The following is a 26,810-nucleotide window of genomic DNA, read 5'->3' on the forward strand; positions in this document are numbered from 1 at the left end:
CCCAGCCATGCCGGGGATGCAAGGAGACGAGGATGCCGAGCTCAGCGCAGCCGAAGGAATGCCACGGCGCGACCCTGCCACACGGCGGCCGAGAAGGCAACCCTCTCGTCGCTTCAGCGTGAGGTTCGGAGCGCCGGCGGAAGCCGAATCACGGACATGCGCTTCCCCGCGAGCTCGGCCCCGCAGCTATCCCCGCCGAAATTCTCGTCACCGTACACGAAAAAGACGCCGAGCTCTCGGGAGCCGAACCCGTAGAACCCCTCGGACCAACCACACGTCCCGCTCGTGTCGGCCATCCAGGTGGTCTTTCCGGGCGGAACGAGGTTGTGGGGAAGCGCCACCGTGTGAATCGTCCCGTCGGCCTGGAGCGCTCGGACGATGATCTTTTCCTCGACCTTGACCCCTTCCTCCTCCTGAAAAGGCTGATATTCAAAATCGAGCCCCTCCCGATCGAACCGCGTCACGCGTGGCCACCGAAAGCCGTCGCGCTCGTCCCGCTCCCGGTCGAGCTTCGTGAAGGGCGTCCCGGGGCACGGCCCGTCGGGCTTTCGCCCCGACGACACGCGCTTCCACGTGCTCTTGTCGAGAAGGTGATGGGCGGCGGCGAGGTCCCGCTTCAATCGCTTGCGCTCCTTGGTGATCGCGGCGGGGCTGGGGCTCGATTCCCCGAGGTCCGACGAGAGCATGTAGAGCCCGATCAACTTCCCCGTCACCACCGAAAAGAACCCCACCGAATCGTGGACAGCCTCGCGGAAGCTCTCCATGTCCGAGAAGCGCTCGACCAGGATCGTGCCCTCGTGGTTCACGGCCGGAAACACCTCCTCGTCTCCTCCGGCGACCTGCACCTCCCACGGAACCGGCGACGTATCGTCGTCTTCCGGTTGTCGGGGCACGAGCTCGAACCGGATGGATTTCCAGGAAGGCTCGGGCGCGGCGGCTGCGGCAGGGCACTCCCTCGACCCTCGAGGCTCGGGCGGGTTTTCCTCGGCGACCGGGCTCGTTTCGGAGGTCGATGTATCTGGCGCGCCCGCGTCACGTTCGGCCGAGAGGACGACCTCGGAACCTCGGACCGTGGTCGCGTGTGAAGGATTCCGGCCCTGCCCACAGGCGAGCAGGACAAACGAGGCCAGGAGAGGAAAGACACGCGCGCGCATGGCGCTGGAGAACGTGCACGACGAAGAGCGCATTCCGAGCGCAACGGACTCCCGACAACCGCCGAAACCCTGTGTTCCGTGATTCAATTGTGGGCTACACTGGAGCTCGCCGACGGACGAGCCGGACGGCCTTGCGTGACGCGCGGGCCGTCCCGTCCTCGACGATGGGGGGCCATTTCGGGGGACTTTCATGTCGATGCTCATCGCCTCGTGCATCTTGCTCGCATTCGCCCTGGCCGGGCTCGTCCTCATGGCGTCGCGACATCGGCGGACGACACAAGCCGAAATCGACGCTCGCAAGCGCGCCGAGGTTTTGGAAAATGAAAACAGGGCGCTCGGGGCGAAGCTCCACGTCGCCGTGGAAGAAGACAAGAAAAAGGTCGGCTGGCTCGACCACCAGGAGCAGGAGATCCTCTGGCTCCGGGCCGAGCTCGAAAAGCGGCCCAAGATCACGCGCAAGACGTACAAGATCCTCACCCTCGGCGTCAAGGCGACGGGAAAGACCTCGCTCACGCTCAAATGGGCGAACCCGCTCATCGACCTCGGCGTCCTCGCGGGCACCAAGATCGATCGGTACGAGCGGACGGTGAGCCACGTGTCCCAGAAGGACGTGGTCATCGAGCACGTCTTCGAGGTCGGCGATTGGGGCGGCGAGCACATCGTCGACGCGCAACAGGAGCTCATCGGGGACGAGATTCACGGCCTGCTCATCGTGGTCGATCTCGGCGGCAAGGACGCAAAAAAGGTCGAGCCCGGGCGCATCCAGGAGCAGCTCCAGGAGTTCCAGTCGCAGGCGCTCAAGTATTTCTTCGGCCCGAAGACCGTGGCGTCGTGCAAGACGGTCGTGCTCTTCATCAACAAGAGTGACCTGCTCTCGGGCACGCCGCTCGAAGTGGAGGAGCAAGCGAAGAAGCTTTATGCCCCGCTCATCGAGAACCTGATGAAATACTCGATGCAGCTCGACATCCGTGTCTTCGTCGGCTCCGCGAACTTTGGGCACTCGACCCACCTTCTGTTCTCGCATTTCGTGGAGCGCATCCTCCCGAAGCACGCGTACGATTCGCAGCTCTTGCAGCGCATGGTGAAGGACTTCTCGGAGGCGCCGAAGGCGGCGACGTCGGAGAAGACGATCCCGCTGCCCGCGGTGAGCGCGTCGTCCGAACCTCCCAAACTCTCGCGGGTGAACTGAATGAGCGCGCGCGGCGGCGACCGAAGGGGAAGCTACGTGGCGCCGACGTACAAGGCGCCTCCCGACGTGGCGTGGTACCATTTCCTGCACGGGAACGTCCCAGGGCACCAGATCGATTTCATCCATCACCCCGAGGTGCCGCAGGGGCCCTTGTCCCGGCAGCATTTCGGCCACCTTTCGCGGCTGCTCAAGTACATCGAGCCGCGGACGACGAGTGATTGCGCGTTCGCGATCGGGAACCTCTCCCGCGACGATACCCAACACGAGCCGGGGCGCGGCGGCGTGGCGCTGATCTTCGGGCTGCGCATCCGCGGCGCCCGCGACCACGCAGGCCGGCAAGACCCGCCGTTCTCGCACGCCATCGTGGCCATCGAGCGGGATCTCGACGCGGCGTTCGTGCAGCGCGCCGCGCTCGAATTCCGGGCGCGGCTCTTCGAACGTACGGCGGTGACGGCGGAGGGCAGCGGCTGGTATCACACGTATGCCCGCCGCGGCGAGGATCCGGCCGCGGCGCTGCCGCTCTTGCAAGCCTACCAAGCGAGCTTCGAGGGGCTGCCGGCCGCGGGCTCGGGGACACGCTCGCTCCGCTGGGCGGTGGCCGAAGAGGTCAAGCTGCCGGGGCGTATCGTGATCGTGCACGACGACGAGGCCCCCTTCGAGGAGATCGCAGGGTGCGCGGCGCGGATCGCGGCCGTCCTCTATCGATCGAACATCAAATGGACGGCCCTTTCGAACGGGCGCGAGTCCGACCTGCCGAACGGCGTCACGATCCGATTCTTGCCTGCGAGTGAGGTCGGCCCGCAGCCTTCGGGGACGCCGGTGTTCCCGCTCGAACGCGTGCCTCTCGACGAGGACGAGCTCGCGCGGGAGCTGTTCGGCGCGACGCCCGTGCGTGGGGACGACGAACCCGAGCGCGGGCGTGGCTGGCGAGATCAATATCGTGGACCCGCGGAGGCCCTGTGCGCGGAGGAGCCCGCGCCGGCGGACGAGGCCGATCCCTGTGCCGAAATGCCATTGCCCGTGGCCAAACGATGGCCCTGGGCCGGGCTCGGCGCAGTCGTGGCCATGGGCTGCTTTGGCCTGGTTCTCCTGCGCGGGACGAATCCAGGCGCCGAATCCGTGGCAGAATCGCCGGCGCCGCTCCTCACGCCCGGCGCGCAGGTCGCGCCGCTCGGCGTCGCGCGGCCCGCGGAGACGCCCTTGCCGAGCCCGTCATCCGCGGCGCCGAACCCGGAGCACAAGGCCGGCGCGGGCCTCGCCGAGCAGGAGAGCGCCTCGTCGAACAAGCAAGCGAAGGCGCGGTCGCCGAAGGCGTCCCGCAAGCCGCCGCCGGTCGTCGGGGGCCCGCCGAGGTTCTGAACGTCCGCGGTTGGCAAGGAACGTCGCCGCGCCCCCGGGGGAGCGCGGCGACGTCGTTTTCAGCGAATCAGTCGAAGGCTTGCGTGCTTGCGCGGACGCCCGCGGGCGCCGGATCCTGGGGATCGCCGCCCGTGCCGCCGGGACCCTCGAGCCCGAGCTCGAACGAGACGCCCGTGGCCGGCGGTGCATTCCCCACGTAGGCAATGCCGATCGAATGCCCCCCCCGCCCGCCGCCGCCGTGCCCGCCGTCGCCGCCCTTGCCGCCGCTCCCGCCGCCGCATCCGGGCTTCAATGGGGAGATCAGGGGCGGCGTGCCGCCGATTCCTCCCGCGCCGCCTTTGCCGCCCGCCTGGCCCGCGGCCCCGCTCCCGCCCTTGCCGCCGCTCGCCGTGACGATCGTGACGGCCTCGAAGGAGAGGCGCGCGTCGAGGCTCATCAGGCCAAAGCTCCCGCCGCCCGCGCCCCCGCCCGCGCCGCCTTTGCCGCCGCAGCCGCCCGTGCCGCCGCTTCCGCCGCCGGCCCCGTGGAGCGTCGCGCTCCCCGTCGGGCATTTGTTCGCGCCCGACCCGCCCAAAGAGGCGCCGCCGCCGCCGCCGGCCAATCCCACGCCGCCTTCGCCGCCGCTCGTCCCCGGCGCCCCAACGTATCCATTCGCCGAGAGCGCCCCCATTTCCAGGCCGTTTGCGCCGTGCACGCCCATGCTCCCGGCCACGCCGGGCCCGCCCGGCGTGCATTCGGTCAGCGTGAATTCTTCGGGCTCGCCGCCCTGCCCGCCGCTCACGTCCTTGCCGAACGAGCTATTGCGACCGGCCTTTCCCCACGGTGACGTGCCGAATCCTCCCGATCCCCCCGTCGATTCGACGGCGCCGCACACCGAGGAGATCTCTTGCACCGTGGAATAGGTGCATGCGGCAAACCCCATTTTCCCGGGGACGCCGCCGGTCGCGCCGGTCGCTTCGCTCGGCGGGGCAACCCCGTCGGCGCCGAGGCCGGCCTCCAGATGGCACCGGACGAGCTTCAAATCGGCCCGGTCCGCGACGACCGCGATGGAGGAGCCTCCACTCGAAACGGCGTCCGCGGCGACGACCTTGAAATTCGTCACGACCGTCGGCCCCTCCGCGCCGACCCGCAAGGGCACCTCCTCCGCGTTCGCGGACAGCGTCGTCACGCCCGCTTGTGTGGTCCACGGCGAGCCGCCGGTGCAATTGTATCCGCCGTGGAGCACCTCTCCGCCGCGGAGCACGAGCGGCTCGATGAACGCCTCGGCGCACGCGTAAATGGGCCTCGCGCCCTGCGTCTGCGCCTTCTCGACGGCCGCGCGCAGTGTCCGCAGCGGGCGCTCGGCCGTCCCCGGATGGTCGTCGTCGCCCGAGGTTGCCACGTAAAGCCCGCACGGCGAAGGCCGGCTCGGATCCTCGCCGAGGGGACATCCCGCTTGCGAGCTCGCCTCCCCGGCGCACGTCTTCGTCACGCTGCAATCGGCGAACACGTCGAGCCCGCAGCCCCCGAACGCGACGGCGCCCGCGGCGCAGGCGAGCAGCGCCAGCGCGGAGCTCGCGCCATGCCGGCGCATGGGCCGCGAACCTCCCCCATTCACACCACGCATCATCGTTTTTCCTCAAAAGGTTCCCAGGACCACGAGCGAGCCCCCCTGCGAGGACACCGCGGGGAGCGCGTACACCGAGCCCGTCGTTTCGCGTTTCGGCCCCGAAAGGCCGTACACGAGCGTCCCGATCGCGATCACGCCTCCCCCGACGAAGCTCCACAGCGCGGCCTCGCCGAGCTGGTTTTGCGCGGCTTTCAGGCGAATGAGATCGGGGCACGGGCCCGCGCCGGGGTTCGACGTGCAGTAATCGTCCTTCGCGCCGGCGAGGGGCTCCGCCTTCGCCGCCGCCTCGCGGCCGCGCGCCTGCGAGAGGGCCGTGAACACGATTCCCCCCACGATTCCGATCCCCGCGGTCACGCTGCCCGCGACGAGCAGCGGCTTGCGCATCGATCCCGGGACGCCCGACGGCGCGTCCATACCTGCCTCGTCCTCCGTTGGCGCGAGCCCCCCCGCGCGTGGCGCCTCGCCCTTCGGCAGATCCAGCCGCAAGAGCTGCGACGCGCCGGGCTTGGCGTGGATCACGACCGGGCCCGACGAACGCTCGCCGAGCCGCGCCTCGATCGTCCGCCTCCCCGGCTCGACGAAGACGCCGGCGTTTGCCTCGGGCCACGGCATGTCTTCGCCGTCCACGATCAAATGGACGCCCGCCACGTTCGACTGCACGGACAGCTCCGTGACCTTGGCGCGCGCCTCGGACAGCATGGTGGACGTGGCCTTCATCTCGTCGGCCGCCACGTCCTCGGCGTGCCGCAGAAAATACGAGAGGTGCGTTGCCGCGTCGCGGTGGTGGCCGAGCTCGAGCTCGACCCACCCGAGCGTGCCCGCGATCTGGAAATGCTGCATGATCCGCCACGCGGCCTGCAGTTCGTCGAGGGCGGCCTGCCATTGCTTCGCCTTCGCCGCGTCTTTGCCGCGCACGTAATGCGCGCGGGCCACGTCGGCGGGCGAGGACGACACTTCCGGGGGCTCCGCAGGATCGGCCGCAGCGGCGGGCCGCGCGGCGCTCTGCACGGCGAGCCCCAGGACGAGCGGCAAGAAATACCGCGCTCGTTTGGCCCTTTTGATGCTCCCACCCATGCGGCAGGATAACATGAATTGCCAATGAATCGAGCGCTTCTGCGGAAAACTCGCCCGCTCAGCGCTTGCAATTCGGGAAAAACCGAGGGCACGCCTTCGGGCCCGCAGGCGCCTTCGTGCTCGGGGCGGGTGATTTCGCCTTCGTCGTCGCCGGTGCGCGCGGCGCCGGCGGATCGGCCGGCGGCTTGCCCCCGCGGACGGGCAATGCGCTCCGTTTGTCCGTGCTTTCGACTTGTGGCGCGGGCCCTGCGTCCGCCGACGACGGCGCGGGCTCGGCTTCCGGCAACGACACGGGCGCAGGCGCCATGTGCGCCCGATCGTCCGGCGCGGGCGGAGGCGAGGGGAGCGCGATCGTCTCCTTCGGCGCGGCCGTGTCCGCGGGCTTTTTCGAGGTCGCCCGCGACGCCACCATGAAAATCAAGAACGGCGCCGCGACGAGCAGGAACAAGAGCGCGCCCCGGCGCATCACCTGCCGCTTTCGCCGCTGTTTCAGCGATGCACCATCCGCCGGCTCGGTCCCGGCCGTCATGGTGATGGCTCCGACGGTCATCACGGTGCTCGGCGCGGTGCCGTTCCCGGCGATCGGGGAGACCTGCGTCGTCGCGGTGAGAATGGCGCTCAAGGACGCATTGCGCCACGGCGCCCGCGGTCCATCGAACCCCGGGAGCGCGGGGCGCAGCTCGTCCCCGTCGGTCGTTGGATTCGTCCCGGGGGGAAGGATGACCGTGCCATTCAGGGCGACTTCCCCGAGCTGCGTCGGCGCCTCGGCCTCCTCGGGCGTCGTCCCGTCGATCGCAAGCGTGAACTTCTGCGTCTCCGGCAGGACGTCGGGTCGCGGGAGCGTCGACGGAATGGGCACCTCGAGCGCCGGATCCACGAAGGAAAGGCTCTCGCGCGCGCCTGCCATGGACTCGAGCAGGGCCGCGGCTTCTTGCGCGGACTGGAGACGTTTGGCCCTTTCACGCTGCAAGCATCGGTCGACGAGAGCCGCGAGCCGTGGATCGACGTGACGGACGCGGCTCGCGACCGGCGGAATCTCGGCCGTCAGGATTTGCTGAAAGAGGACGTCCACATTGCCCTTGAAGGGCCGCACGCCGGTGAGCATTTCGTACAGGACGACGCCCAGCGACCACACATCCGTGCGGAAATCGAGATCCTCGACGCATAACACCTGCTCGGGGCTCATGTACCCCGGCGTGCCGACCATGACGCCCGTGACGGTGCGGACGCAGTCCTTCGTATCGAGCTGCTTGGCCACGCCGAAATCGAGGACCTTCACGACGAAGCCGTCGGCGCTCGATTCCCGGTGGAGAAACACGTTCTCCGGCTTCAGATCGCGGTGAATGATGCGGGCCCCGTGCGCCGCCGCGAGGGCGAGCGCGACGTCCCGGCCGATCCGCGCGGCCTGCTTGGATGGCAGCCTGCGCTCGCGCTCCAGGAGATCGGCGAGCGTCTCTCCCGAGAGGAGCTGCATGACGAGAAAAGGATCCCCCGCGGACGTCTCACCAGCGTCGTAGACGTCGACGATATTCGGGTGGGACAAACTCTTGAATGCACGCGCCTCGCGGCTGAGGCGAAGGCGGAGGTCCGCGCTCGGCCGCAGAATCAACTTGATGGCGACGCGACGCGCAGTGCGTTCGCTTTGCGCCTCCCACACCGACCCCATCGCCCCCTCGCCGAGTGGACGGACGAGGCGATAGTCACCCCCGATGCAGTCTCCGGCTTTCATGACCCCCCCGGCGCGCGATGTTACCACTGGCAGTGAGCAACAACACGGAAAAGCCGAGCGGGCTCCCGTTTTGATCGAGATTCGTCCGGGGCTAATTCCCCCGGCGCGCCTTGGGACGTGAGCCGCGCGTGCTCACGAAGCTCCACACGGCGACCACGACGACGAGCCCCCCGATCACGGCGGCCGATATCAACAGATTGCGGAGCACGTCCTGCTCCGGATTGCTCTCGAAGGGGAGCACCGGCGCCGCCGGGCCGAGCTTTTCGAGCATTCCCTTCACGACCTCGATCGGGATGCCGAAGTTCAAGCTCTGGGCTCGATTCAACGTGCCCACCGCGACGGCGACGACCTCGCCGCGCCTCGTCATGATGGGAGATCCGCTCGATCCCGGGGAAATCGCGGCCGTGATCTGGATGCCCCACGATTCGAGCTCCGAGGCGCGATCGATTTCCTTGCCCACGCCGCGCTCGCGTTTCGCCGAGACGATCCCCACCGTCAGCGTGCCCGAGAGCCCCAGCGGGCTGCCGATGACCACGACCTCGTCGCCCGTCGCAATGCCGCTCGAATCGCCGAGCGTGAGCGCCGGCAGCCCCGCCCCATCCGCTTTCAGAATGGCGATGTCCCGCGCCTCGTCGTCGCCGAGGCGCCCGAGGACGTCGAGCTTCGAGCCGTCGGCGAGCGTCGCCGTCACCTTCGCGGCGCCGTCCACGACGTGGTGGTTCGTGACGATCCGCCCGTCCGACGAAACGAAAAAGCCCGTCCCCGTCCCGACCGTGTGGCCCGTCGCGTCCTCCACCGTGAGAAGGACGACCGAGGGCTTCGTGCGCTCCGCGAGCTCGGCGAGCTCACTGCCGGCCGCCCAGGCGAGGGCCGGCGAAAAGCAGAGCGTCAATGTCATCGCTGCCGCGAGCCGACGAACCATGGCGGGACGGAATGCGAACAGGCTGCGTTTGTCAAGCGTGATTCGCAATCCGCCTTCCCTTTCGCGCTCAGGCCGAACGACGCACGGGCCTCCGCGCGACGGCCCGCGGGCGTTCGAGGCGCATGTCCGCAACGGAGGAAAGGACACGTTCGAGCTCCGCTGGATCCATCGGCTTCGTCATGTGGGCATCGAATCCTGCGGCGAGCGTGCGGCGTCGATCTTCCGCGCCGCCGTATCCGGTCTGCGCGATGAGGTAGCTGCCCGCCGTCGCCGGGAGCGCCCGGAGCGCGCGGGCCACCGCGAACCCATCCATGTCCGGCAGGCCGAGATCACAGAGCACCACGTCGGGGCGCAGCCGCTTTGCCACCTCGATTCCCTCGGGGCCCGTGTACGCCACCTCGGCGCGATAGCCGAGGAGCACGAGCAGGTTCTGCAGGATGTCGGCGGTGTCGTGGTTGTCCTCGATGACGAGGATCCGCAAAGGACCCTCGGTTTGTCGGGGCGCCGGGGCTGAGGGCGCCGGGGCTGCGAGCGCGGCCTCCGCCGAGAGCGGGAGCCGCACGCGGAGCGTCGAGCCTTTCCCCGGCCCCGCGCTCTCGGCCTCGACGTCGCCGCCGTGCAATTCGACGAGCCCCTTGACCACGGCGAGCCCGAGCCCGAGCCCGCCGCGCGATCGATCGAGGCTCCGATCCGCCTGGCTGAACGTCTCGAAGAGCCGCCCGAGCATGGCCGCATCCATTCCGATCCCGGTATCGCTGACCGTGATGCTGACCAGGTTCGTCGGTGCGTCCTCGTCCACCCGCACCTCGATCCGCCCGCCCGCGTCCGTGAATTTGACCGCGTTGTGCAGCAGATTGCCGACGACCTGCGAGAGCCGGGTGGGATCTCCCTCCACCCAGCGGGGCTCCTCCGGCACGGAGAGCGAGAGCGCGAGGCCATTGCCCGACACGATGGACGCGTAATCGTGGACGACGTCGCGGACAATCTGCACGACGTCACAAGGCTCTTGGCGCAGCTCCATCTTGCCGCGGGTGATGCGCGAGACGTCGAGGAGATCGTCGATCATCCGGGCCATGTGCGCGACCTGCCGCTCGATCATGGCGAGCGTCTGGCGCGCCTCCGGCGAACGGCCGGCCTGCATGTCGAGGACCTTCACGGCCGTACGAATGGGGGCCAGGGGATTTCGGAGCTCGTGCCCGAGCATGGCCAGAAACTCGTCTTTGCGGCGATCGGCCTCCTCGAGCGCGAGCCCCGCCTCGCGCAGCGCGCGCTCGGTTTGCTTCAGCCGGGTGACCTCTTGCACCATGACGTTGACGGCCTGCACCACGCCTGTCGGGTCCTTGATCGGCACGTAGCTCGAAATCCAATCCCGCAGGACCCCAGGCTGCGCGGGGGTCTCCATTCGATACTCGTGGTCCATCGAGCTCTCGCCGGTCTCGAAGACGCGACGGAGCAAGGGTTCGATGGACTCCGGCAAGCCAGGCACGACCTCCCCGAGCGTGCGGCCGATGTGGGCGGCGACGGAGGCGCCATTGTAGCGGGCCAGCGTCTCGTTGACGTTCACGTACCGGAGCTCGGTGTCGAGGACACAGAGGCCCGCGGGCGAGGTCTTGTACACGCTCTGGAGCTCGGCGAGGTGGCGCTGCGCGGCTCGCTCGCTCTCCTTGAGCCTGTGGAGCAACTCGCCGCGATCGATGACGGCGGCCACCTGATCGCTGAGCGTCTGCATGAGCCGGAGCTCGTCGTCCGTGTACCGGGGGCGCCGGCTCGTCGCGAAGGCCAGCGTGCCGAGCACGCGGCCGTGGGCGATGAGCGGATACCCTGCGTAGACCTGCGCGCCGACCGCCTTGAGCGGGTCGGAACCGTGGAACGTGGAATGCTGGAGGTCTTCGAGGATGAGGGGCTTGCCCGCCTCGGCCACCGCGCCGCAGAGGAGCTCGCCGAAATGGAGCACATGGTATCGCTTGCGCTGCTCGTCCGTGAGCCCCCCGCTCGACTCGAGCTCGAGCGTCTTCGGCGTGTGCCCCTTCATGTAATTGAAATAAAGCTCCACGCCGAGCCCGGCGCCGAGCTCGGCGAACATCGGCCCGAGCAGCTCCCCGGGCTCGTCGCTGAGGACGAGGCGCCCGGCGGCCTTGGCGAGCAGGCCGAGGTGCGTGTTTTGGGCCTCCAGGGCCTCCTGCATGCGCCTCCGTTCGGCGACCTCCTGCGCGCTCTGCTCTGCGGCCTTGCGCAGCCGCTCGGCCGCGCGCCGCCATTGCACGCCGAACGCCGTCGTCACCCACATGACCGCCAGGCTGGACACGCGGCCTGTGGCGTCGACCCACGGCGGAACGACGGGCGTCCCCGTGGAGAGAAAGAAGCCGAGCGTCGTGAGGATTGTGCATCCCCCGACGACGACGAGCGTCGCGCTGCGACGGGGGAGCCACACGGCGAGGGAGACGGGCACGACATACCCGTAGGGAAGCATGAATCCCAGGGGTGTCGTGATATCCAGAAGGAAGAGGCCGAGCATGAGCACCCCGAGGACGAGCGGACGCACCACGGCCATCCCCGCGAAATGGCGCCGCCGGACCATCTCGTCCGTCGCCTCGGCGGCAGGCAGCCGGTCTCCCGATAGGCTCTCCACAGCGTGCTGGCGGCGCCTCCATCGCACGGCGCATGCATCCCCTTTGGGACGATAAGATGCGTGACACATCGTCCTTCGTCGAGCCGTGAGGCGAGCCGGGCTGGGCTTGCCAAACCGATCACTCGTGCGGGCTCACCCGGACGAGGATGAAGGAATTCCCCGAAGGCGCTCGGGATACCGTATTCCAGCGTGGATGCTATGCACAGGACTCCATGCCCGCACGCTTCTGGCCCGGTCGCGAGTACCCCTTGGGATCCTTCTACGACGGATTCGGCGTCAACTTCGCCGTCTTCTCGGAGAACGCCGAGCGGGTCGAGCTTTGCCTCTTCGAGAGGCCCGACGACCGGTCCGAGCGGGACAGGATCGTCCTTTCGGAGCGGACCGCGCACGTCTTCCACGGTTATGTCCCGGCGCTGCGCCCGGGACAACTGTATGGGTATCGCGTCCATGGCCCGTACGACCCGACGCGGGGCCTCCGGTTCAATCCGCACAAGCTCTTGTGTGATCCGTATGCCCAGGCCGTCGCCAATGAGGTCGACTGGCGGGCGCCGATGTTCCCCTACAAGCTCGGCCACCCCGACGAGGACCTCGCCATGTGCGAGGAGGACAATGCGTGGGGCGCGCCGAAGGCCGTCGTCGTCGACAACGTCTTCGACTGGGAGAACGACAAACACCCGCGGACGCCCTGGCGCGACACGGTGATCTACGAGCTTCACGTCAAGGGTTTTACGGTGCGGCACCCCGACATCCCGGATTCGCTCCGGGGCACGTACGCGGCGCTCGCCTCCGAGCCGGTGATCACCTACCTGAAGAAGCTCGGCGTCACCGCGGTCGAGCTTCTCCCCGTGCACGAGATGGTCGACGATCAGATGCTCGTCCACCGGGGGCACCGGAACTACTGGGGGTACAATACGCTCTCGTATTTCGCGCCGGCGGGCCGGTATGCCTCGATGGGCCGGAGGGGCGAGCAGGTCGCCGAGTTCAAGCGGATGGTGAAGACGCTCCACGCGGCCGGGATCGAGGTCATCCTCGACGTCGTCTACAACCACACCGCCGAGGGCAACCACCTCGGGCCGATGCTCTGCTACGAGGGCATCGACAACCCCACGTATTATCGCCTCGTCCCCGGGGACCCGCGGTATTACATGGATTATACGGGCACGGGGAACTCGCTCAACATGCGGCACCCGCAGACGCTCAAGCTCGTCATGGACAGCTTGCGGTACTGGGTGACGGAGATGCACGTCGACGGCTTCCGCTTCGATCTCGCCTCCACGCTCGCGCGCGAGCTCCACGACGTCGACCGGCTGAGCGCGTTTTTCGACATCATCCACCAGGATCCCATCCTCTCGCGGGTCAAGCTCATCGCCGAGCCCTGGGACGTCGGCGAGGGCGGGTATCAAGTGGGCAATTTTCCGGTCTTGTGGACCGAGTGGAATGGTCGGTATCGCGACGCCGTGCGCCGCTACTGGAAGGGCGACGCCGCGGTCACGGCCGAGCTCGGGTATCGGCTCACCGGGTCGAGTGATCTGTACGAGGGTGGCGGGCGGCGGCCCACCGCGAGCATCAATTTCGTCACGGCCCACGACGGATTCACGCTGCGCGACCTCGTCACGTACGACCACAAGCACAACGAGGCGAACGGCGAGGAGAACCGCGACGGCGCGGACAACAACGAGAGCTGGAACCACGGTGTCGAAGGCGAGAGTGATGATCCGGCCCTCGTGGCCTTGCGTGATCGGCAGATGCGGAATTTCTTCACGACCCTGATGATCTCGCAGGGCGTGCCGATGATCTGCGGCGGCGACGAGCTCGCCCGGACCCAGCGCGGGAACAACAATGCCTATTGCCAGGACAACGAGATGTCCTGGCACGACTGGGAGGTCTCGGCCCGGCAGCGATCGATGCTGGAGTTCGTCCGGCGCCTCTCGGCGTTCCGGCACGAGCAGCCCGTGCTGCACCGAAAGAAGTTTTTCTCGGGTGGCTACGTTCGCGGCAGCGAGATGAAAGACATCGTCTGGTTCCGACCGGACGGCCGGGAGATGTGCGCCGAGGACTGGCAAAACCCGCACGGGCGGGCCCTCCAGATGTTCCTCAACGGCGACGCCATTCCCTCGACCGACGTGCACGGCGAGCCCATCGTGGGGGACACGCTGCTCGTCCTCTGCAATGCGCACCACGAGCCCATGCCCTTCGTCCTCCCGGCCATCGAGTGGGGCGAGCGCTGGGAGGTCGTCATCGATACCCGCGCCGCGGCGGCGCCCGAGATTGGCCTGCCGACCGGGGCGGGGGAGCCCTACGCCCTCGAGTCGCGCTCGATGGCGGTGCTCCGCCTTTGCCGCAAGCAAGAGCCCGGCGCGAAGAGCGTGATCTGAGGGATGACCCATGATGCAGATGGATGCGACCGACAAGGCACCCGCACAGGGCCCCAAGGCCGCCGGAGCGGACCCGGCCGAGGGGCTTTACGAGACGATCCTCGCGGGCGCGCGCGTGCCCGGGGCGACCTATCGTGTCCAGTTGAACCACGCGTTCACGTTCCAGGACGCCGCGGCCATCGTGGAATACCTCGACCTGCTCGGGGTGACGGATCTCTATGCATCGCCCTTCTTCAAGGCGCGGCCGGGCAGCATGCACGGCTACGACCTCGTCGATCACAACAGCCTGAATCCCGAGATCGGCACGAGCGCCGATTTCGACGCGCTTCATGCGCGGCTCGTGGCCCGCGGCATGGGGCTGCTCCTCGATTTCGTGCCGAACCACATGGGGGTCCACACGGCGGAGAACGCCTGGTGGATGGACGTGCTCGAAAATGGGCCGAGCTCGCTCTACGCGCCGTTTTTCGACATCGACTGGAACCCGCTGAAGAGCGAGCTCGAGCGGCGGGTGCTCCTGCCGGTGCTCGGCGAGCATTACGGCAAGGTGCTGGAGAACGGCGATCTCCAGCTCTCGTTCGAGCACGGCGCGTTTTTCGTGCGTTGTTATGGCAATCCGCTGCCGCTCTCTCCGCGGACGTTCCCGCTCATCCTGGAGCCGATCGTGCCGTCGCTCGCGCACGCGCTCGGCGAGGAGGATGATGCGGTGCTCGAGCTCATGAGCATCCTCACGGGCCTCGGGCACCTGCCGCCGCAGGGCGAGACGCATCGATCGAAGGTGATCGAGCGCCGGCGCGAAAAGGAGATCCTCAAGCGGCGGCTCGCGGCCGTCGTCGCCGAGTCGCCCGCGGTCGCGCGGGCCATCGAGGAGCGGATCCGCGTGATGAACGGGCAAAAGGGTGATCCGCGGAGCTTCGACGCGCTCGACGCGCTCCTCGAAAACCAGGCCTACCGGCTGAGCTACTGGCGCGTGGCCGCGGAGGAGATCAACTACCGGCGTTTCTTCGACATCAACGATCTCGGGGCGATTCGCATGGAAAACCCCGTGGTCTTCGAGGAGGCGCACCGGCTCCTGTTCCAGCTCATGGACGAAGGAAAGGTCACGGGCCTCCGGATCGATCACCCGGACGGCCTATGGGCGCCCTCCACGTATTTCTGTCGGCTCCAGCGCACGTTTTTCCTTCACCGCATCCGGCGCGAGCTCGCCGGGGCCGAGGACGGCAAGGGCGCGGCGGCGGCGTTGCAATCGCTCCTCCTGAGCCGTTTCGATCGCGACGCCGAAAAACGCCCGGAGGATCCGCCGCGGCCCCTTTACATCGCCGTGGAGAAGATCCTCTCGCGCAGCGAGGAGCTGCCGCGCGATTGGGCGGTCCAGGGGACGAGCGGCTACGATTTTACTGCGCTCGCCTCCGCGCTCTTCGTGGATCGGAGCGCCGAGCGGACGATCACGTCCATTTACGAGGGGTTCACGGGGCTCCATCTCGATTTCGGGACGCTCGCCTACCAGAAGAAGAAGGTCATCCTGGAGAGCTCGCTCGCGAGCGAGCTCAACGTCCTCGCGAGCGCGCTGAACCGCATCTCCGAGCGGGATCGGCATACCCGCGATTTCACGCTCGGCGCGCTCACGGACACGCTGCGCGAGGTCATCGCGTGTTTCCCGGTGTACCGGACCTACCTCCACGAGGGCACGACGAGCGTGGCGCCGCGCGACGCCGCGGCCATTCGCGCGGCCTTGCGGGCGGCGCGCCGGCGCAATCCCACGACGGACGCCTCGGTGTACACGTTCCTCGGCGGAATCCTCCTCCTCGAACGCCCGCCACACCTCGCCGAGCAGGAGCTCGCGAGCCGCCGTGATTTCGTGATGCGCTTCCAGCAGCTCACGGGCCCCGTGACCGCGAAGGGATTGGAGGACACGGCGTTTTACGTGTACAACCGCCTCGTCTCGCTCAACGAGGTCGGCGGCGAGCCGGAGCGGTTCGGGATCGGCGTGGACGAGCTGCACCGCGGGAACGAGGCCCGAAAGCGGCTCTGGCCTTCGTCGATGCTCACCACCACGACACACGACACGAAGCGGAGCGAGGACGTCCGCGCCCGGATCCACGTGCTCTCCGAGCTGCCCTCGGACTGGGCGGGCACCTTGTATCGCCTGGCCGAGGCGACCGCGCCGTTCCGCGAGGAGCTCGAAGGGATCTTCGCGCCCGATCGCAATGAGGAGTACCTGTATTACCAGACCTTGCTCGGGACGTGGCCGTTCGGCGCCGAATCCGCCTCGCCCGTGTACGTCGAGCGGCTCGTCGACTACATGCGCAAGGCCACGAAGGAGGCGAAGGTCAATACCTCGTGGATCAACGCGGATCCCACGTACGACGCGGCCGTCGAGCATTTCGTCCGCAAGACGCTCTCGGACGGGCCCGAGACGCGCGCGTTCCGCGACGCGCTGCTCCCGCTCGCGCGCACCGTGGCCTTCCACGGCATGTGGGGCTCGCTCGCGCAGCTTCTCCTCAAGCTCACGTCGCCCGGCGTGCCGGACATTTATCAAGGCAATGAGCTCTGGGATTTCAGCCTGGTCGACCCGGACAACCGAAGGCCCGTCGATTTCGGGGTCCGCCGGCAGATCCTCGTGGACATCGAGGCGCAGCGGCGCGCGCCCGAATCCAGGGCGGCGCTCGCGCGGGCGCTCGTCGCGCATGCGAGCGACGGCCGCATCAAGCTCTACGTCACGCGGGTCGCCCTCGAAGCACGGCGAACGGCGCGGGCGCTTTTCGGGCCGGAGGGCGCTTACGTGCCGCTCGGGGTCTCGGGGCCTCTCAAGGACCACGTGGTGGCGTTCGCGCGGCGGACCCGGGACCAGGAGATCCTCGTCGTGACGCCGCGCCTTACCGCGCGGCTCTCGAATGGGCGGAGCGAGCCGCCGATCGGCGCCGTATGGGGTGACACCACGCTCTGCATCGATCCTCCCGCCGGCGGGGCCACGAAATACGTGTACGAAAACCTGTTCACCGGCGAGACGATGGAAGCGACGCCCGCGGACGCCGGGCTCGGGTTGCCCCTCTCGCGCGTGCTCGGCGGCTTCCCGGTGGCGCTGCTCGCGCGGCAGGCGGCGGGCGGCGAGGGGCTCGCATGAAGAACCCGACGAATCCCCCTCCGCTCGGCGCGTCGTTCGAAGGGAACGACGTCGTTTTTCGCATCTGGGCGCCCGATCATGATCACGCCGAGCTCGTCCTGTACGACGCGGACGCCGTGACCGAGCGGGTGCGCGTCCCCATGGAGTCCGAGCCCGGCGGGTGTTTCCGGGCGCGTGTCGGCGGCGCCTCCGGGGCTGAGGCGTCCGTGCTCTACAAATTCGGCGTGGGCGGCGCCGGGCCGTTTCCCGACCCGTATTCGCGCTCGCAGCCATTCGGGGTGCACGGGCCGTCGGAGGCCAGGCGATTCTCGTTCTCATGGACGGATCGAGGGTTTGGCGGGGTGCGCCCCGAGGACCTCGTGCTTCAGGAGATCCACGTGGGCACGGCGACGGCCGAGGGCACGTTCGAGGCGCTGATCCCGCACCTCGCCGAGCTACGTGCCCTTGGGATCACGGCCCTCGAGCTGATGCCCCTCGCGAGCTTCCCGGGGCGCTGGAACTGGGGCTACGACGGGGTATGCCTTTACGCGCCGCAGGTCTCCTACGGCGGGCCGCTCGGGCTCATGCGCCTCGTCGACGCGGCGCACGCGCACGGGCTCGCCGTGATCATCGACGCCGTGTACAACCACCTCGGGCCCGACGGCAATTACCTGCGCGCCTACACGCGGCGTTATTTCACGGATCGGCACGAGACGCCGTGGGGCGAGGGGCTCAATGTCGACGGCGAGGATGCGCGGCCCGTCCGTGAGTTTCTCGCGCGCAGCGCCGAGATGTGGATCCGCGACTATCACGCCGACGGGCTCCGGCTCGACGCGACCCACGAGATCCGCGACGACAGCGACCCGCACATCCTTCGCGAGATCGCCGAGCGTGCCCGCCGCGCGGGCGGGGGAAAACGAATCGTGGTCATCGCCGAGGACGAGCGCAACGACGAGCGCCTCGTCCGCCCCGTGAGCGAAGGCGGGCTCGGGCTCGACGCCGTATGGGCCGACGATTTCCACCACCAGATGCGCCGCGCGTTCGCCGGGGACAAGGACGGTTATTTTCAAGATGTTTCGGGGAGCGCCGCAGACATCGCCCGGACCCTGAACGAGGGCTGGTTCTACAGCGGACAAACGTCGCCGCGGACGGGCAAACCCCGGGGGACGAGTCCGCGATCGATCGCGTCGACGCAGCTCATCCATTGCATCCAGAACCACGACCAGATCGGCAACCGCGCGTTCGGCGACCGCCTGGGCGAGCGCGTGACCCCCGCGGCCTTCCGGGCGATGAGCGCGCTTCTCTTGCTCTCGCCGTACGTGCCCCTGCTCTTCATGGGGCAGGAGTGGAATGCAAAGACGCGGTTTCAATACTTCACGGATCACCATGCGGAGCTCGGTCGCCTCGTGACGGAGGGGCGGCGGAAGGAGTTTTCCGCCTTTGCATCCTTCCAGAACGCCGAGCTCCCCGATCCCCAGGCGACGTCGACGTTCCTCGCCTCGAAGCTCTCGTACAAGGAGCGCAACGCTCCCGCCCACGCCGGCGTGCGTGCGCTCTACCGCGAACTCTTGCACTTGCGCGCAACACACCCGGCCCTGCGCGCGCGGGAGCGGGGCACGTTCGAGGCCCGCGCCGTGGGCGAGGACGCGCTCGTGCTCCTGCGGCGGGGCGGCGGGAAGGAGGTCTCGGTCCACGTGAACTTGCGCGGGAGGCTGCGGGAGAAGCTCCCGAAGGGTTTGTCCCATGCGCTCGTTCTCGCGACCGAAGAGAGCCGCTTCGGCGGCGCCGGGGGCGAGGCCGTGCGGGAGGGCCTCGCTGCGGGCGAGCTGCGGCTCGACGGGCCGGCCGCGGCGGTGCTAGAGTCGCGCGCGTCTGCGTGAGCGTCCGCCTGGTCCTCGATAGCTCGGTGCTCGTCGCCGCGATGAAGGAAGCCGATCCCGGCCATGCGGATGCGGTCGATTTCCTCGATCGCCTGCGCGCCGCCCACGCGGCCGGCCGGGCCGAGGTCTTCGCGCCCCCGGAGCTCTGGTTCGAGGTGCGCGCCGTCGCGCAAAAGCTCGGGCGTTTCGGCGTCCCTTCCGCGTGGCCGGGCATGGCCGAGCTCCTCGCCGCGCTCGCCGTCGAGCTCGTGCCGATCACGAGCGTCGAGGAGATCGACGTGCTCTTCGAGCGCCTCGCGCGCCACGCGCGGGCTCACGCGCCGTTCACGAATGCGACGGATCTCGTGTACCTGTGGGTCGCGTTCCAGCGGAGCGCGGCGCTCGTGACGTTCGACGCCGGCCTGATCAAGTATCACGGAAGGGTCTGCGACGTCGTGCGGCCGTTCCACGTTCGCCTGGATTGACGGGTCGCGGCGGTCGAGCCGAGCCGCGCGGCGCCGCTTGTATCGGGAAAGCCTCGGCACCACGTCCGCTTTTGCCGCGAGAGGAACGCGCGGAGGAGGACGACGTGAAGCATCCGAAAGCACCCCAGGCCACGACGCCGGACAAGCATCCCGAGGAATACCTCCACGACCTCAACCCGACCGCGCTCGCCGGGCAAAACATCGGAATGGATGCGTCGCACCCGGAGAAGGAGGAGGGGAACAGCGCCTACGACATCAAGGAGGCCCACGAGGCCCTGCCCGACCTGACCGCGGACGAGCTGCGTGATCTCCGCGTGCTCCCGCCGGGCGCCCCGCTCTTCGAAAATGCGACGTACATGGATATCCGGCACCGCGAACGCGGCGAGATCCTCGGCCGCGCGGGCATGTTCGCCGACGACGTGCACTGGTACGTGATGAAAAAGGAGGTCGATTACGAGCTCTGGAACAAGCTGCTCGGCATTCACCACGTCAAGCGGACCGGCACCAGCGGGTAATCCCGCCTGCGGCGGCCGCGCGCGGGTTCTTCAGGGCGCGACGCCGCGCGCGGAGAGCGTGCCCTCGAACGGCGTCCCCGGGCAGCTCCCGAGCGCCGAGGGCGCCGCGAGCGTGAAATCGATGTCGATCCGCGTGCCCTCGATCCTGCCCCGCACGATCGACGCCGGCCCGCCGCAGAAAAACGCGACGCGCGCCTGGTCGAACGGATACGCGAGATACGCCTCGTCGATCGTGGTCTCGAACGAGCCTTCCCCGACGGGCGCATGCAGCTTCAGCTCGAGCAGGCCCCGCTTCCCCGCGACCTCGAACTCGACCTCGCACGCGCGACCCGCGCACGAGAGGCCGTCCGCGCCGCGGAACGTGACGTCGCCGAGCGTCCCTTCGAGCTCCGTCGTGAGCCCCGTCGTCAGGTCGCCCGAGAGCGAGGCCGTCACCACGTCCCTCGTGACCTCGCCGCCCGGGCAGGCGCCGAGCCGCGTGAGCGAGGGCAACGTGAAGGAATCCTTGTCCGGCGTGGATCCACGCGTCACCGAGCTGGTGTTCCCGACGCACAGGATCTCGCGCGGCGCGTCGGGGGACGAGACCTCCACGATCCCCACGACCGGCGTCACGGCCTGATCCTCCTCCACGTCGCCCGTGCCCCAGAATCGCGCGCTGAGCGTGCCGTCCGCGGGGTCGTCCGTCACCTGGTATTCGGCCGAAATGCGCCACGCGTCGCCCGATTGCATCCGCGCCATGCCGCCCGTGCAATAGGCCTCTGCCGCCGAGGCGCCGCCCAGCGTGCCCTCGGTCTCGAGGATCGCCGCGCAGGTCGGCCCGGGATCGGGCGTCTCGCCGAGTGTCGTATCGGCGCCACACGCCGACAGGAACGCCATGGAGGACAGGATGCCGAGGATCGAAGGAGCACGCATGAGATTCTCCTCCCGAGGACGGGGGGTTGTTCTGTGCGGCTTCGTATTGGCAACCGGCGTGCCAGCGCGCGAGCGGCGCGTTTCAGGCGGGAAACCCGAGGGGAGGGGAGCAATCGGGGCGCGTGTTGCTCGAATTGAGCAGATGTCGCGCGCCTGGAATTTCACTCCCCGTGTGACATCAGGGACAGACGACGCTGCGTTCGCCGAGGCCGTGGGTGATGAACTGGATCGGGTGGCTGCCGGGGAACGCGCCCGCCGGCAGCTCGTCCCAGGTCACGCCGTCCGTGCTCCGGAAAAACCGCTGCTGGTCGTACCATTGCCCCCAGTTGCCATTGACGGCGACGTACGTGCCCCCGTCGCTGCGGGTCACGGCGCCGACGAGGGGCCCGGGGCTCGTCTGCGTGGTGCCGTCCGCGTTCTTCTTGCGCACCTCGGTCGGCGTCTTCGTCCACGTGGCGCCGTCCGGGCTCGTGTACCGCTGCGAGACGTAGTCCGCGTCCCGGCCCCACGTGACGAAGGTGTCGCCGGTCCAGAGCAGGCGCGCGTCGACCTCGCCGCCGATGTTCGACGCGGTCCACGTGTCGCCGCCGTCGAGGGAACGGCAGGCGACGCCCGTGCCGCCGAGGGCGACGATCGTGCCGTTGCCGTACGCGAAGCCGCCGGCCCATTGAATGTCGCCCGCGCATGCGGCCGGGAGCGTGGTCGGTCGCGCCCAGGTCGCGCCCTTGTCCTTGCTCACGTTGATGTCGTTGCCATTGCCGCTGTTGAACGCGAGCAGGAAGCGTCCTCCGTCGTGCGGCGCGAAGCCGGTCCGGCGCACGTTCCACACCTCGGAATCCACGTCGCCGCCCGGGGCCCACGCCCCGCCGAACGCGTCCGCGACCTGCGGCGGGCGCTCCCCCGCGAGGAAGACGTCGCTCCCGTACACGATCCCCGCGAACGTCTTGCCTTCGAGCACGGTCTCCCAGTCGACGCCGTTTTTGCTGCGGCGGATCGAGCCGGGCTCGCCCCAGCCGAACGTCGCGACGAAGAAGCCATTGCCGTAGGTGATGCCGCGGCCCGCGCCGGGGCGGTGATCACAATCGAATTCGATGCTGGAGAAGCAAGGATACGTGTCGTCGTCGGAGCGGTTGCCGACCCAGGTCATTCCGTCGTCGCAAGAGACGACCGTCCGGCCGACCATGCCCTGCGCGACGAAGATGGGCACGAGATCCGGGTCGACGATGCCGCCGCCCTGTCCTCCCTGCCCGCCGCCGCCCGGTCCGCCGCCGCCCTGTCCTCCCGCGCCGCCCGGGCCCGCGCTGCCGCCTTCGCCCGAGCCTCCCGCGGTCTCGCCCCCACAAGCGACGAGCACGAGCGCCGCCGCAGCGAGCGCCGCCTTCCCATATTTGCCTACGAACGCCGCCGAATCGAGCATGCCGAGAATCCTCCGCGGCAAAGGAGATCCGCGCGACGGCGGCGCGTCAAGGGGCCTGTCTCTCGATGTGCCTTGACGCGGAGCCCTGGATCCAGGGGCGGGACACAATGCCATCTTTGCGCGATGCGGCGCGGGTCTCGGCCGTTCGATGCTCTGGCGCGCGCCAGCCGATGCGGATACGTTGGGGCCCTCGTTCACGGGGGAAAGCCTCGTGACCGCTCTTGCCAGGAGGTCCTTTTCGATGATGCGAAGACGCTGGCCATGGCTTTTGGGACTCGGCGCCCTCACGGGCGCCTGCACGGGGCTCATTGGTGAGCCTCTGGACGGGGAGGGGGGCTCCACGCCCACATCGTTCGTGTGCGACACGGAGGCGGTGCCGGAGGCGCTGCCCCTGCGCCGGCTGAGCCACCTGCAATACCGCAATACGGTCTCGGATCTGGTGCGCTTCGCGGCGCCCTCTGCGGCCGCGGAGATCCTCGGCGCGGCCGATCCGCTGTTCGCGCAGCTCCCGGACGATCGCCGTGTCGGCCCGGATAAGCATTACGCGGGCTTCACGCGCCTCGATCAGGCGCTCCAGCAGCAGCACGTGGACGGCGCGTATCGCGTGGGCGGCGAGATCGGCAAGGCGCTCACGGCCTCGCCCGCGCGGCTCGCGGAGCTCGCGGGCGCCTGCGCGACGGACGCCGACGCGGCGAACGACGACGCCTGCCTCGACGACATGATCCGCCGCCTCGGCGAGCGTGCCCTGCGCAGGCCCGTGACGGACGAGGACGTGGCCTTTTATCGAGGCCCGGCCGGCGCGGCTCCCTTCGAGGCAGCCGACTACGCCGACGTCGTCGCGCTCCTCCTGAATGCGCCGCACCTGATGTATTTCGTCGAGCACGGGCAGGACGGAAGTGATTCCACGGCGCCGCTCGACGCATACGAGGTCGCCTCGCGGCTCTCCTACCATTTCTGGCAGACGCTGCCCGACGAGGCGCTCTTCGCGTCGGCGCGGAGCGGCGCGCTGCTCACCGAGGCCGGCTACGAGGCCGAGGTCGAGCGCATTTTCAACGACCCGCGCACGCACGTGGCCATGGGCGAGCTCTTCGGGCAATGGCTCGACAACACCACGCTGGAAGAGCTCGACGCCCGCGTGGGCACGCCGCTCTTCGACGCATTCACCGCGGACTATACCCCGGGGCCCGATCTGCGCGAGCACATGCTCGCCGAGGTGACGGACGCGGCGCTTTATTACACGTTCGAGGAGCCGGGCACCTTCCGCGATTTGCTCACGAGCCGCAAATCGTTCGCCCGGACCGAGGACCTCGCGAGCCTGTATCACGTGCCGGTCTGGTCGGGGAGCGGTGAGCCGCCGACGTTCACCGAGCCGGAGCGCGTCGGGCTCCTGACCCGCGCGGCGTTCCTTTCGACAGGCTCGGCGAATACACGCCCCATCATGAAGGGCGTGTTCATCCGCAAGGCGCTGCTCTGCGACGACATCCCGCCGCCGCCGCCGAACGCCGCCGCGAATCCGCCGCAGCTCAGCGAGAGCCTGTCCACGCGGCAGGTCGTCGAGGAGCTGACGGGGCAAGGCGCGTGCGCCGGTTGCCACAAGGTCGTCATCAACCCGCTCGGCTTCGCCACGGAGAATTTCGACTCCCTCGGCCGCGTCCGCACCGAGCAGGATCTCTTCGATCCGGCGACGGGCGACGTCGTGGGGACGGCCAGCGTGGACACGGAGGTCGTGCCGCGCGTGGAGAGCGGCGACGAGCGGGTCGCGAAAAACGCGGCGGACCTGACGAGCCTCATCGCCGCGAGCCCCAAGCCGTATGCATGTTTCGCCAGGCAATACTTCCGGTTCACCTTTGGCCGGGTGGAGGACCTCGATCGCGACGCCTGCGCGCTCGAAGACGTCAAGCTCGCCCTCGACGAGGGCAAGCCCATGGCGGATGTCCTCCGATCCATCGCGCGGAGCAAGGCGTTCCGCATGCGCTCGTTCGTGGATTGATGTGCGTGAACACGGCCCGGAAACTGGAGTATGGACATGGTAAAGAAGCTCAACCGACGCATGTGGCTCCGAGGCGCGGCGGGGTTCACGCTGGCGATCCCGTTCCTTCCCTCGCTCTTCGGCAAGGACGAGGCGTTCGCCGCCGGCGGACCCAAGCGCTTCGTCGCGCTCGCGACGCAACACGGCGGCGTCTGGCAGCCGCGGATGTTCCCGAATGACGCGACGCTCACGCAATCGATGATGTATGCAGGTCACGAGGTCCGGCGCGGCACGCTCGCGCTCGAAGCCGCGAATGGGCTGGCCTCGCTCTCCCCGGTCCTCGAGGGGGATTCGAGCAAGCTCACGAGCGCGCTCGTGCAAAAGATGAACGTGCTGCGCGGGCTCGACGTCACGTTTTACCTGGCGCACCACCGCGGCGGCCACCTCGGCAATTACGCGGACAACGACGGCAACGGCGCGGACGGCCAGGCGATCTGGGAGAAGAAGAAGCAGACCCTCGATCAGATCCTCGCCTGGTCGAGCAAGTTCTACCCGGATCTCGGCTCGATCCGCGAGCGCTCGATCGTGATCGGCAGCGGCGGGATGTCGCACGGGTGGTCGAACCCCGGCAACCAGACGGGCACGATCCAGTCGGTGGCGCCGGAGAACGACTCGCTCGCGCTCTTCAACAAGATCTTCGTGCCCCCGCAGGATCCGACGGAGACGCGCCCGCCGATCGTCGACCGCGTGCTCGCGGATTACAAGCGCCTGCGGGACGGGAGCCGCCGCCTCTCCTCGAAGGACAAGCAGCGGCTCGACGACCACATGGATCGCGTGAACGAGCTCGATCGCAAGCTCAACGTGAGCGCGTCGTGCGGCGACATCCAGACGCCTTCGAGTTCGTCGATCGACGAGTGGGGCTCCTCGTTTTCGGTCGATCCCGAGGCGCAGAAGCGGTTCTGGCAGCTCATGAACGACGTCATCGTGGCCGCGTTCGCCTGCGACACCTGCCGCGTCGTGACGATGAACATCGGCGACCATTTCTCGAATTACGTCGGCGATTGGCACCAGGACGTGGCGCACCAGGCGAACGTGAGCGCCGAGCGGCACGAGCTCAACTTCGCGGGGCACCGGCGTTTCTTCGAGGACGTCTACCTCGACCTCGTCTCCAAGCTCGACGCATTGCAAGACGCGAGCGGCGGCTCCGTGCTGGACCATTCCCTCGTGCAATGGACCCAGGAGTCGGGCTGCCTCACGCACGATCCCATCGAGATGGCCGTGGTCACGGCGGGCAGCGCCGACGGGTTCTTCTCGACGGGCACCTATTGCGATTATCGCAACCTGGGAAAACCGGCGAGCAAGGCGGACGGGAACAACCTCGTCGACTCGCACGTCGGGCTCGTCTACAACCAGTGGCTCGGGACCGTGCTACAGTCGATGGGCCTCGCGCCCTCGGACTACGAGTCGGACGGGTACGGCGGCTACGGGCTCGTGCAGCTCTCGACGGAGAGCTGGTATGGCGGGTACAACAAGTACACGAACGCCGAGCTCGGCGTGATGAGCGAGATTCTCCCCTTCCTGAAGGCATGAGCAGACCTGACCGGGCGCGCGCCCTCGACCGAGCGAGCGCGCGCCCGGGCCCGAACGAGACCCCGAGAACGAGATGCCGACCGACAAGACGAGTCTCCCGCTCGACCCGGAGCTCGCGCGCGAGCATGAGGCTCCCGTGGACCCGGACACGGGCGAGCCGCTCGATTGCACGCGCTGCGGAGCCTGCTGCGAGGCAGGGCCGGGGAACATCCCCCTGACGGAGGACGACCTGGTCCTCTGGCGCCGAGCGGGCAGGCAGGACCTCGCCGAGCGCGTGGATGAAGGCCATTTCGGCATGATGGCCTTCCCCACGACGCACGAAGGCGCCTGCATCTACTTCACGCGCCCCGAGGGCCGGAGCATCTGCTCGATTTATACGGATCGCGCGAGCACGTGCCGCGAGTTCCAGGCGGGATCGTGGCAATGCCTCGAGTTCCGTCGGGATGCTCGGAAGAAGGGGCGGCTCGGGCGGTAGACGTCGAGATCGGTCGGCCTCAGCTCGGCCCGCGCTGGATCTGCGCGCGGCTTGCGAATACGGAAGGGTCCGTCATGGCCTGGCTTCCCTCGATCCGTCCACCGGGCGGGGCGCTCTCGCTCGTCCCCGCATCAGAAATCTCTCTTGACGTTCGCTCCCGCCTGGTTTTCGTCAATGCGTGCAATACACATTGGGAACACATCTAGATGCGAAACATGCAGGGAAAAATGCCAAAGGGAGAACAATTCTTGGCCGTCGCAGGTTCCGATGGGGGAGGGCTGGGTGCCCTACGGGCGCTTGGGACCCACCTGGGGAACCTAGTGTCCTGGGACCGAAGTTCATTCAAGAACGCTCAGGGGCGTGGATGTCGAGCGTCGTCTGCGCGAAGCGCCTGATGTTTTCGATGATCTCGTCGGCAGTCTTCGTCCACACGAAGGGCTTAGGGGCC

Annotated in this window: 18 protein-coding genes; 10 read left to right on the forward strand and 8 right to left on the reverse strand. The window is 68.5% G+C overall.

The genetic code is table 11. The features are described from left to right. Positions 1-113: 113 nt before the first annotated feature. Entirely contained in the window at positions 114-893 is a 780-nt protein-coding gene (locus QHF89_RS40695; RefSeq protein ID WP_284721574.1) for a hypothetical protein, read from the reverse strand. Positions 894-1,344: 451 nt separating this feature from the next. On the opposite strand from QHF89_RS40695, the gene QHF89_RS40700 reads away from it, so the two are divergent. Both QHF89_RS40700 and QHF89_RS40705 read left to right on the forward strand, forming a co-directional pair. Beyond that, on the forward strand, positions 1,345-2,343 hold the full coding sequence (locus QHF89_RS40700) for a Rab family GTPase (protein ID WP_284721575.1): 999 nt from the start codon (positions 1,345-1,347) through the stop codon (positions 2,341-2,343). 36 nt (positions 2,344-2,379) lie between these two features. Continuing rightward, positions 2,380-3,702, forward strand: a complete 1,323-nt coding sequence (locus tag QHF89_RS40705) for a hypothetical protein (RefSeq protein WP_136972485.1) — start codon at positions 2,380-2,382, stop codon at positions 3,700-3,702. Between the two features lie 67 nt (positions 3,703-3,769). On the opposite strand, the gene QHF89_RS40710 is transcribed toward QHF89_RS40705, so the two are convergent. The 5 genes from QHF89_RS40710 to QHF89_RS40730 form a co-directional block, all read right to left on the reverse strand. Next, entirely contained in the window at positions 3,770-5,275 is a 1,506-nt protein-coding gene (locus QHF89_RS40710; RefSeq protein ID WP_284721576.1) for a PGRS family protein, read from the reverse strand. A gap of 45 nt (positions 5,276-5,320) precedes the next feature. Next, positions 5,321-6,385, reverse strand: coding sequence for a hypothetical protein (locus QHF89_RS40715; RefSeq protein ID WP_136972487.1), 1,065 nt, complete (start codon positions 6,383-6,385; stop codon positions 5,321-5,323). A 58-nt stretch (positions 6,386-6,443) separates the two neighbouring features. Next, entirely contained in the window at positions 6,444-8,114 is a 1,671-nt protein-coding gene (locus QHF89_RS40720; protein ID WP_136972488.1) for a serine/threonine-protein kinase, read from the reverse strand. A 91-nt stretch (positions 8,115-8,205) separates the two neighbouring features. Beyond that, positions 8,206-9,084 (reverse strand): S1C family serine protease, encoded by an 879-nt coding sequence (locus QHF89_RS40725; protein ID WP_284721577.1) that lies wholly within the window; start codon positions 9,082-9,084, stop codon positions 8,206-8,208. Between the two features lie 19 nt (positions 9,085-9,103). Then, positions 9,104-11,692 (reverse strand): ATP-binding protein, encoded by a 2,589-nt coding sequence (locus QHF89_RS40730; RefSeq protein ID WP_284721578.1) that lies wholly within the window; start codon positions 11,690-11,692, stop codon positions 9,104-9,106. 185 nt (positions 11,693-11,877) lie between these two features. Between QHF89_RS40730 and glgX the strand changes: the two genes are divergently transcribed. From glgX to QHF89_RS40755, 5 genes are all read left to right on the forward strand, one after another. After that, a complete protein-coding gene (glgX, locus tag QHF89_RS40735; protein WP_136972491.1) occupies positions 11,878-14,040 on the forward strand; it encodes a glycogen debranching protein GlgX in 2,163 nt (720 codons plus the stop codon). 10 nt (positions 14,041-14,050) lie between these two features. Next, a complete protein-coding gene (treY, locus tag QHF89_RS40740) occupies positions 14,051-17,161 on the forward strand; it encodes a malto-oligosyltrehalose synthase (RefSeq protein ID WP_284721579.1) in 3,111 nt (1,036 codons plus the stop codon). Then, the gene (gene treZ / locus QHF89_RS40745) at positions 17,158-19,020 is read left to right on the forward strand and encodes a malto-oligosyltrehalose trehalohydrolase (RefSeq protein WP_136972492.1); all 1,863 of its coding nucleotides are present in this window, start codon (positions 17,158-17,160) and stop codon (positions 19,018-19,020) included. Before treY ends, treZ begins: the two co-directional genes overlap by 4 nt. After that, on the forward strand, positions 19,017-19,484 hold the full coding sequence (locus tag QHF89_RS40750; RefSeq protein ID WP_284721580.1) for a type II toxin-antitoxin system VapC family toxin: 468 nt from the start codon (positions 19,017-19,019) through the stop codon (positions 19,482-19,484). Before treZ ends, QHF89_RS40750 begins: the two co-directional genes overlap by 4 nt. A gap of 104 nt (positions 19,485-19,588) precedes the next feature. Continuing rightward, entirely contained in the window at positions 19,589-19,999 is a 411-nt protein-coding gene (locus QHF89_RS40755; protein ID WP_136972493.1) for a hypothetical protein, read from the forward strand. Positions 20,000-20,029: 30 nt separating this feature from the next. On the opposite strand, the gene QHF89_RS40760 is transcribed toward QHF89_RS40755, so the two are convergent. Continuing rightward, entirely contained in the window at positions 20,030-20,911 is an 882-nt protein-coding gene (locus tag QHF89_RS40760; RefSeq protein WP_136972494.1) for a hypothetical protein, read from the reverse strand. Positions 20,912-21,089: 178 nt separating this feature from the next. Then, positions 21,090-22,328: a beta propeller repeat protein gene (locus tag QHF89_RS40765; RefSeq protein ID WP_284721581.1), complete on the reverse strand. Its 1,239-nt coding sequence runs from the start codon at positions 22,326-22,328 to the stop codon at positions 21,090-21,092. A gap of 241 nt (positions 22,329-22,569) precedes the next feature. Between QHF89_RS40765 and QHF89_RS40770 the strand changes: the two genes are divergently transcribed. From QHF89_RS40770 to QHF89_RS40780, 3 genes are all read left to right on the forward strand, one after another. Then, positions 22,570-24,318 carry a DUF1588 domain-containing protein gene (locus QHF89_RS40770; protein ID WP_284721582.1) on the forward strand — a complete coding sequence of 583 codons (1,749 nt, stop codon included), beginning with the start codon at positions 22,570-22,572 and terminating at the stop codon, positions 24,316-24,318. A gap of 36 nt (positions 24,319-24,354) precedes the next feature. Beyond that, the gene (locus QHF89_RS40775; protein ID WP_284721583.1) at positions 24,355-25,887 is read left to right on the forward strand and encodes a DUF1552 domain-containing protein; all 1,533 of its coding nucleotides are present in this window, start codon (positions 24,355-24,357) and stop codon (positions 25,885-25,887) included. 73 nt (positions 25,888-25,960) lie between these two features. Beyond that, positions 25,961-26,362 (forward strand): YkgJ family cysteine cluster protein, encoded by a 402-nt coding sequence (locus QHF89_RS40780; protein ID WP_136972498.1) that lies wholly within the window; start codon positions 25,961-25,963, stop codon positions 26,360-26,362. The last annotated feature ends 448 nt before the right edge of the window (positions 26,363-26,810 follow it).

Origin of the sequence: Polyangium sorediatum (assembly GCF_029946465.1) — a bacterium.
GTDB lineage: Bacteria > Myxococcota_A > Polyangia > Polyangiales > Polyangiaceae > Polyangium > Polyangium fumosum.

Excerpts from the sequence above, each read along its gene's own strand:
- glgX (WP_136972491.1), top strand. The coding sequence starts at position 11,878 with ATGCCCGCACGCTTCTGGCCCGGTCGCGAGTACCCCTTGGGATCCTTC.
- QHF89_RS40715 (WP_136972487.1), bottom strand. The coding sequence starts at position 6,385 with ATGGGTGGGAGCATCAAAAGGGCCAAACGAGCGCGGTATTTCTTGCCG.
- QHF89_RS40775 (WP_284721583.1), top strand. The coding sequence starts at position 24,355 with ATGGTAAAGAAGCTCAACCGACGCATGTGGCTCCGAGGCGCGGCGGGG.
- treZ (WP_136972492.1), top strand. The coding sequence starts at position 17,158 with ATGAAGAACCCGACGAATCCCCCTCCGCTCGGCGCGTCGTTCGAAGGG.
- QHF89_RS40710 (WP_284721576.1), bottom strand. The coding sequence starts at position 5,275 with ATGCGCCGGCATGGCGCGAGCTCCGCGCTGGCGCTGCTCGCCTGCGCC.
- QHF89_RS40770 (WP_284721582.1), top strand. The coding sequence starts at position 22,570 with ATGATGCGAAGACGCTGGCCATGGCTTTTGGGACTCGGCGCCCTCACG.
- QHF89_RS40765 (WP_284721581.1), bottom strand. The coding sequence starts at position 22,328 with ATGCTCGATTCGGCGGCGTTCGTAGGCAAATATGGGAAGGCGGCGCTC.
- QHF89_RS40720 (WP_136972488.1), bottom strand. The coding sequence starts at position 8,114 with ATGAAAGCCGGAGACTGCATCGGGGGTGACTATCGCCTCGTCCGTCCA.
- treY (WP_284721579.1), top strand. The coding sequence starts at position 14,051 with ATGATGCAGATGGATGCGACCGACAAGGCACCCGCACAGGGCCCCAAG.
- QHF89_RS40760 (WP_136972494.1), bottom strand. The coding sequence starts at position 20,911 with ATGCGTGCTCCTTCGATCCTCGGCATCCTGTCCTCCATGGCGTTCCTG.
- QHF89_RS40780 (WP_136972498.1), top strand. The coding sequence starts at position 25,961 with ATGCCGACCGACAAGACGAGTCTCCCGCTCGACCCGGAGCTCGCGCGC.
- QHF89_RS40700 (WP_284721575.1), top strand. The coding sequence starts at position 1,345 with ATGTCGATGCTCATCGCCTCGTGCATCTTGCTCGCATTCGCCCTGGCC.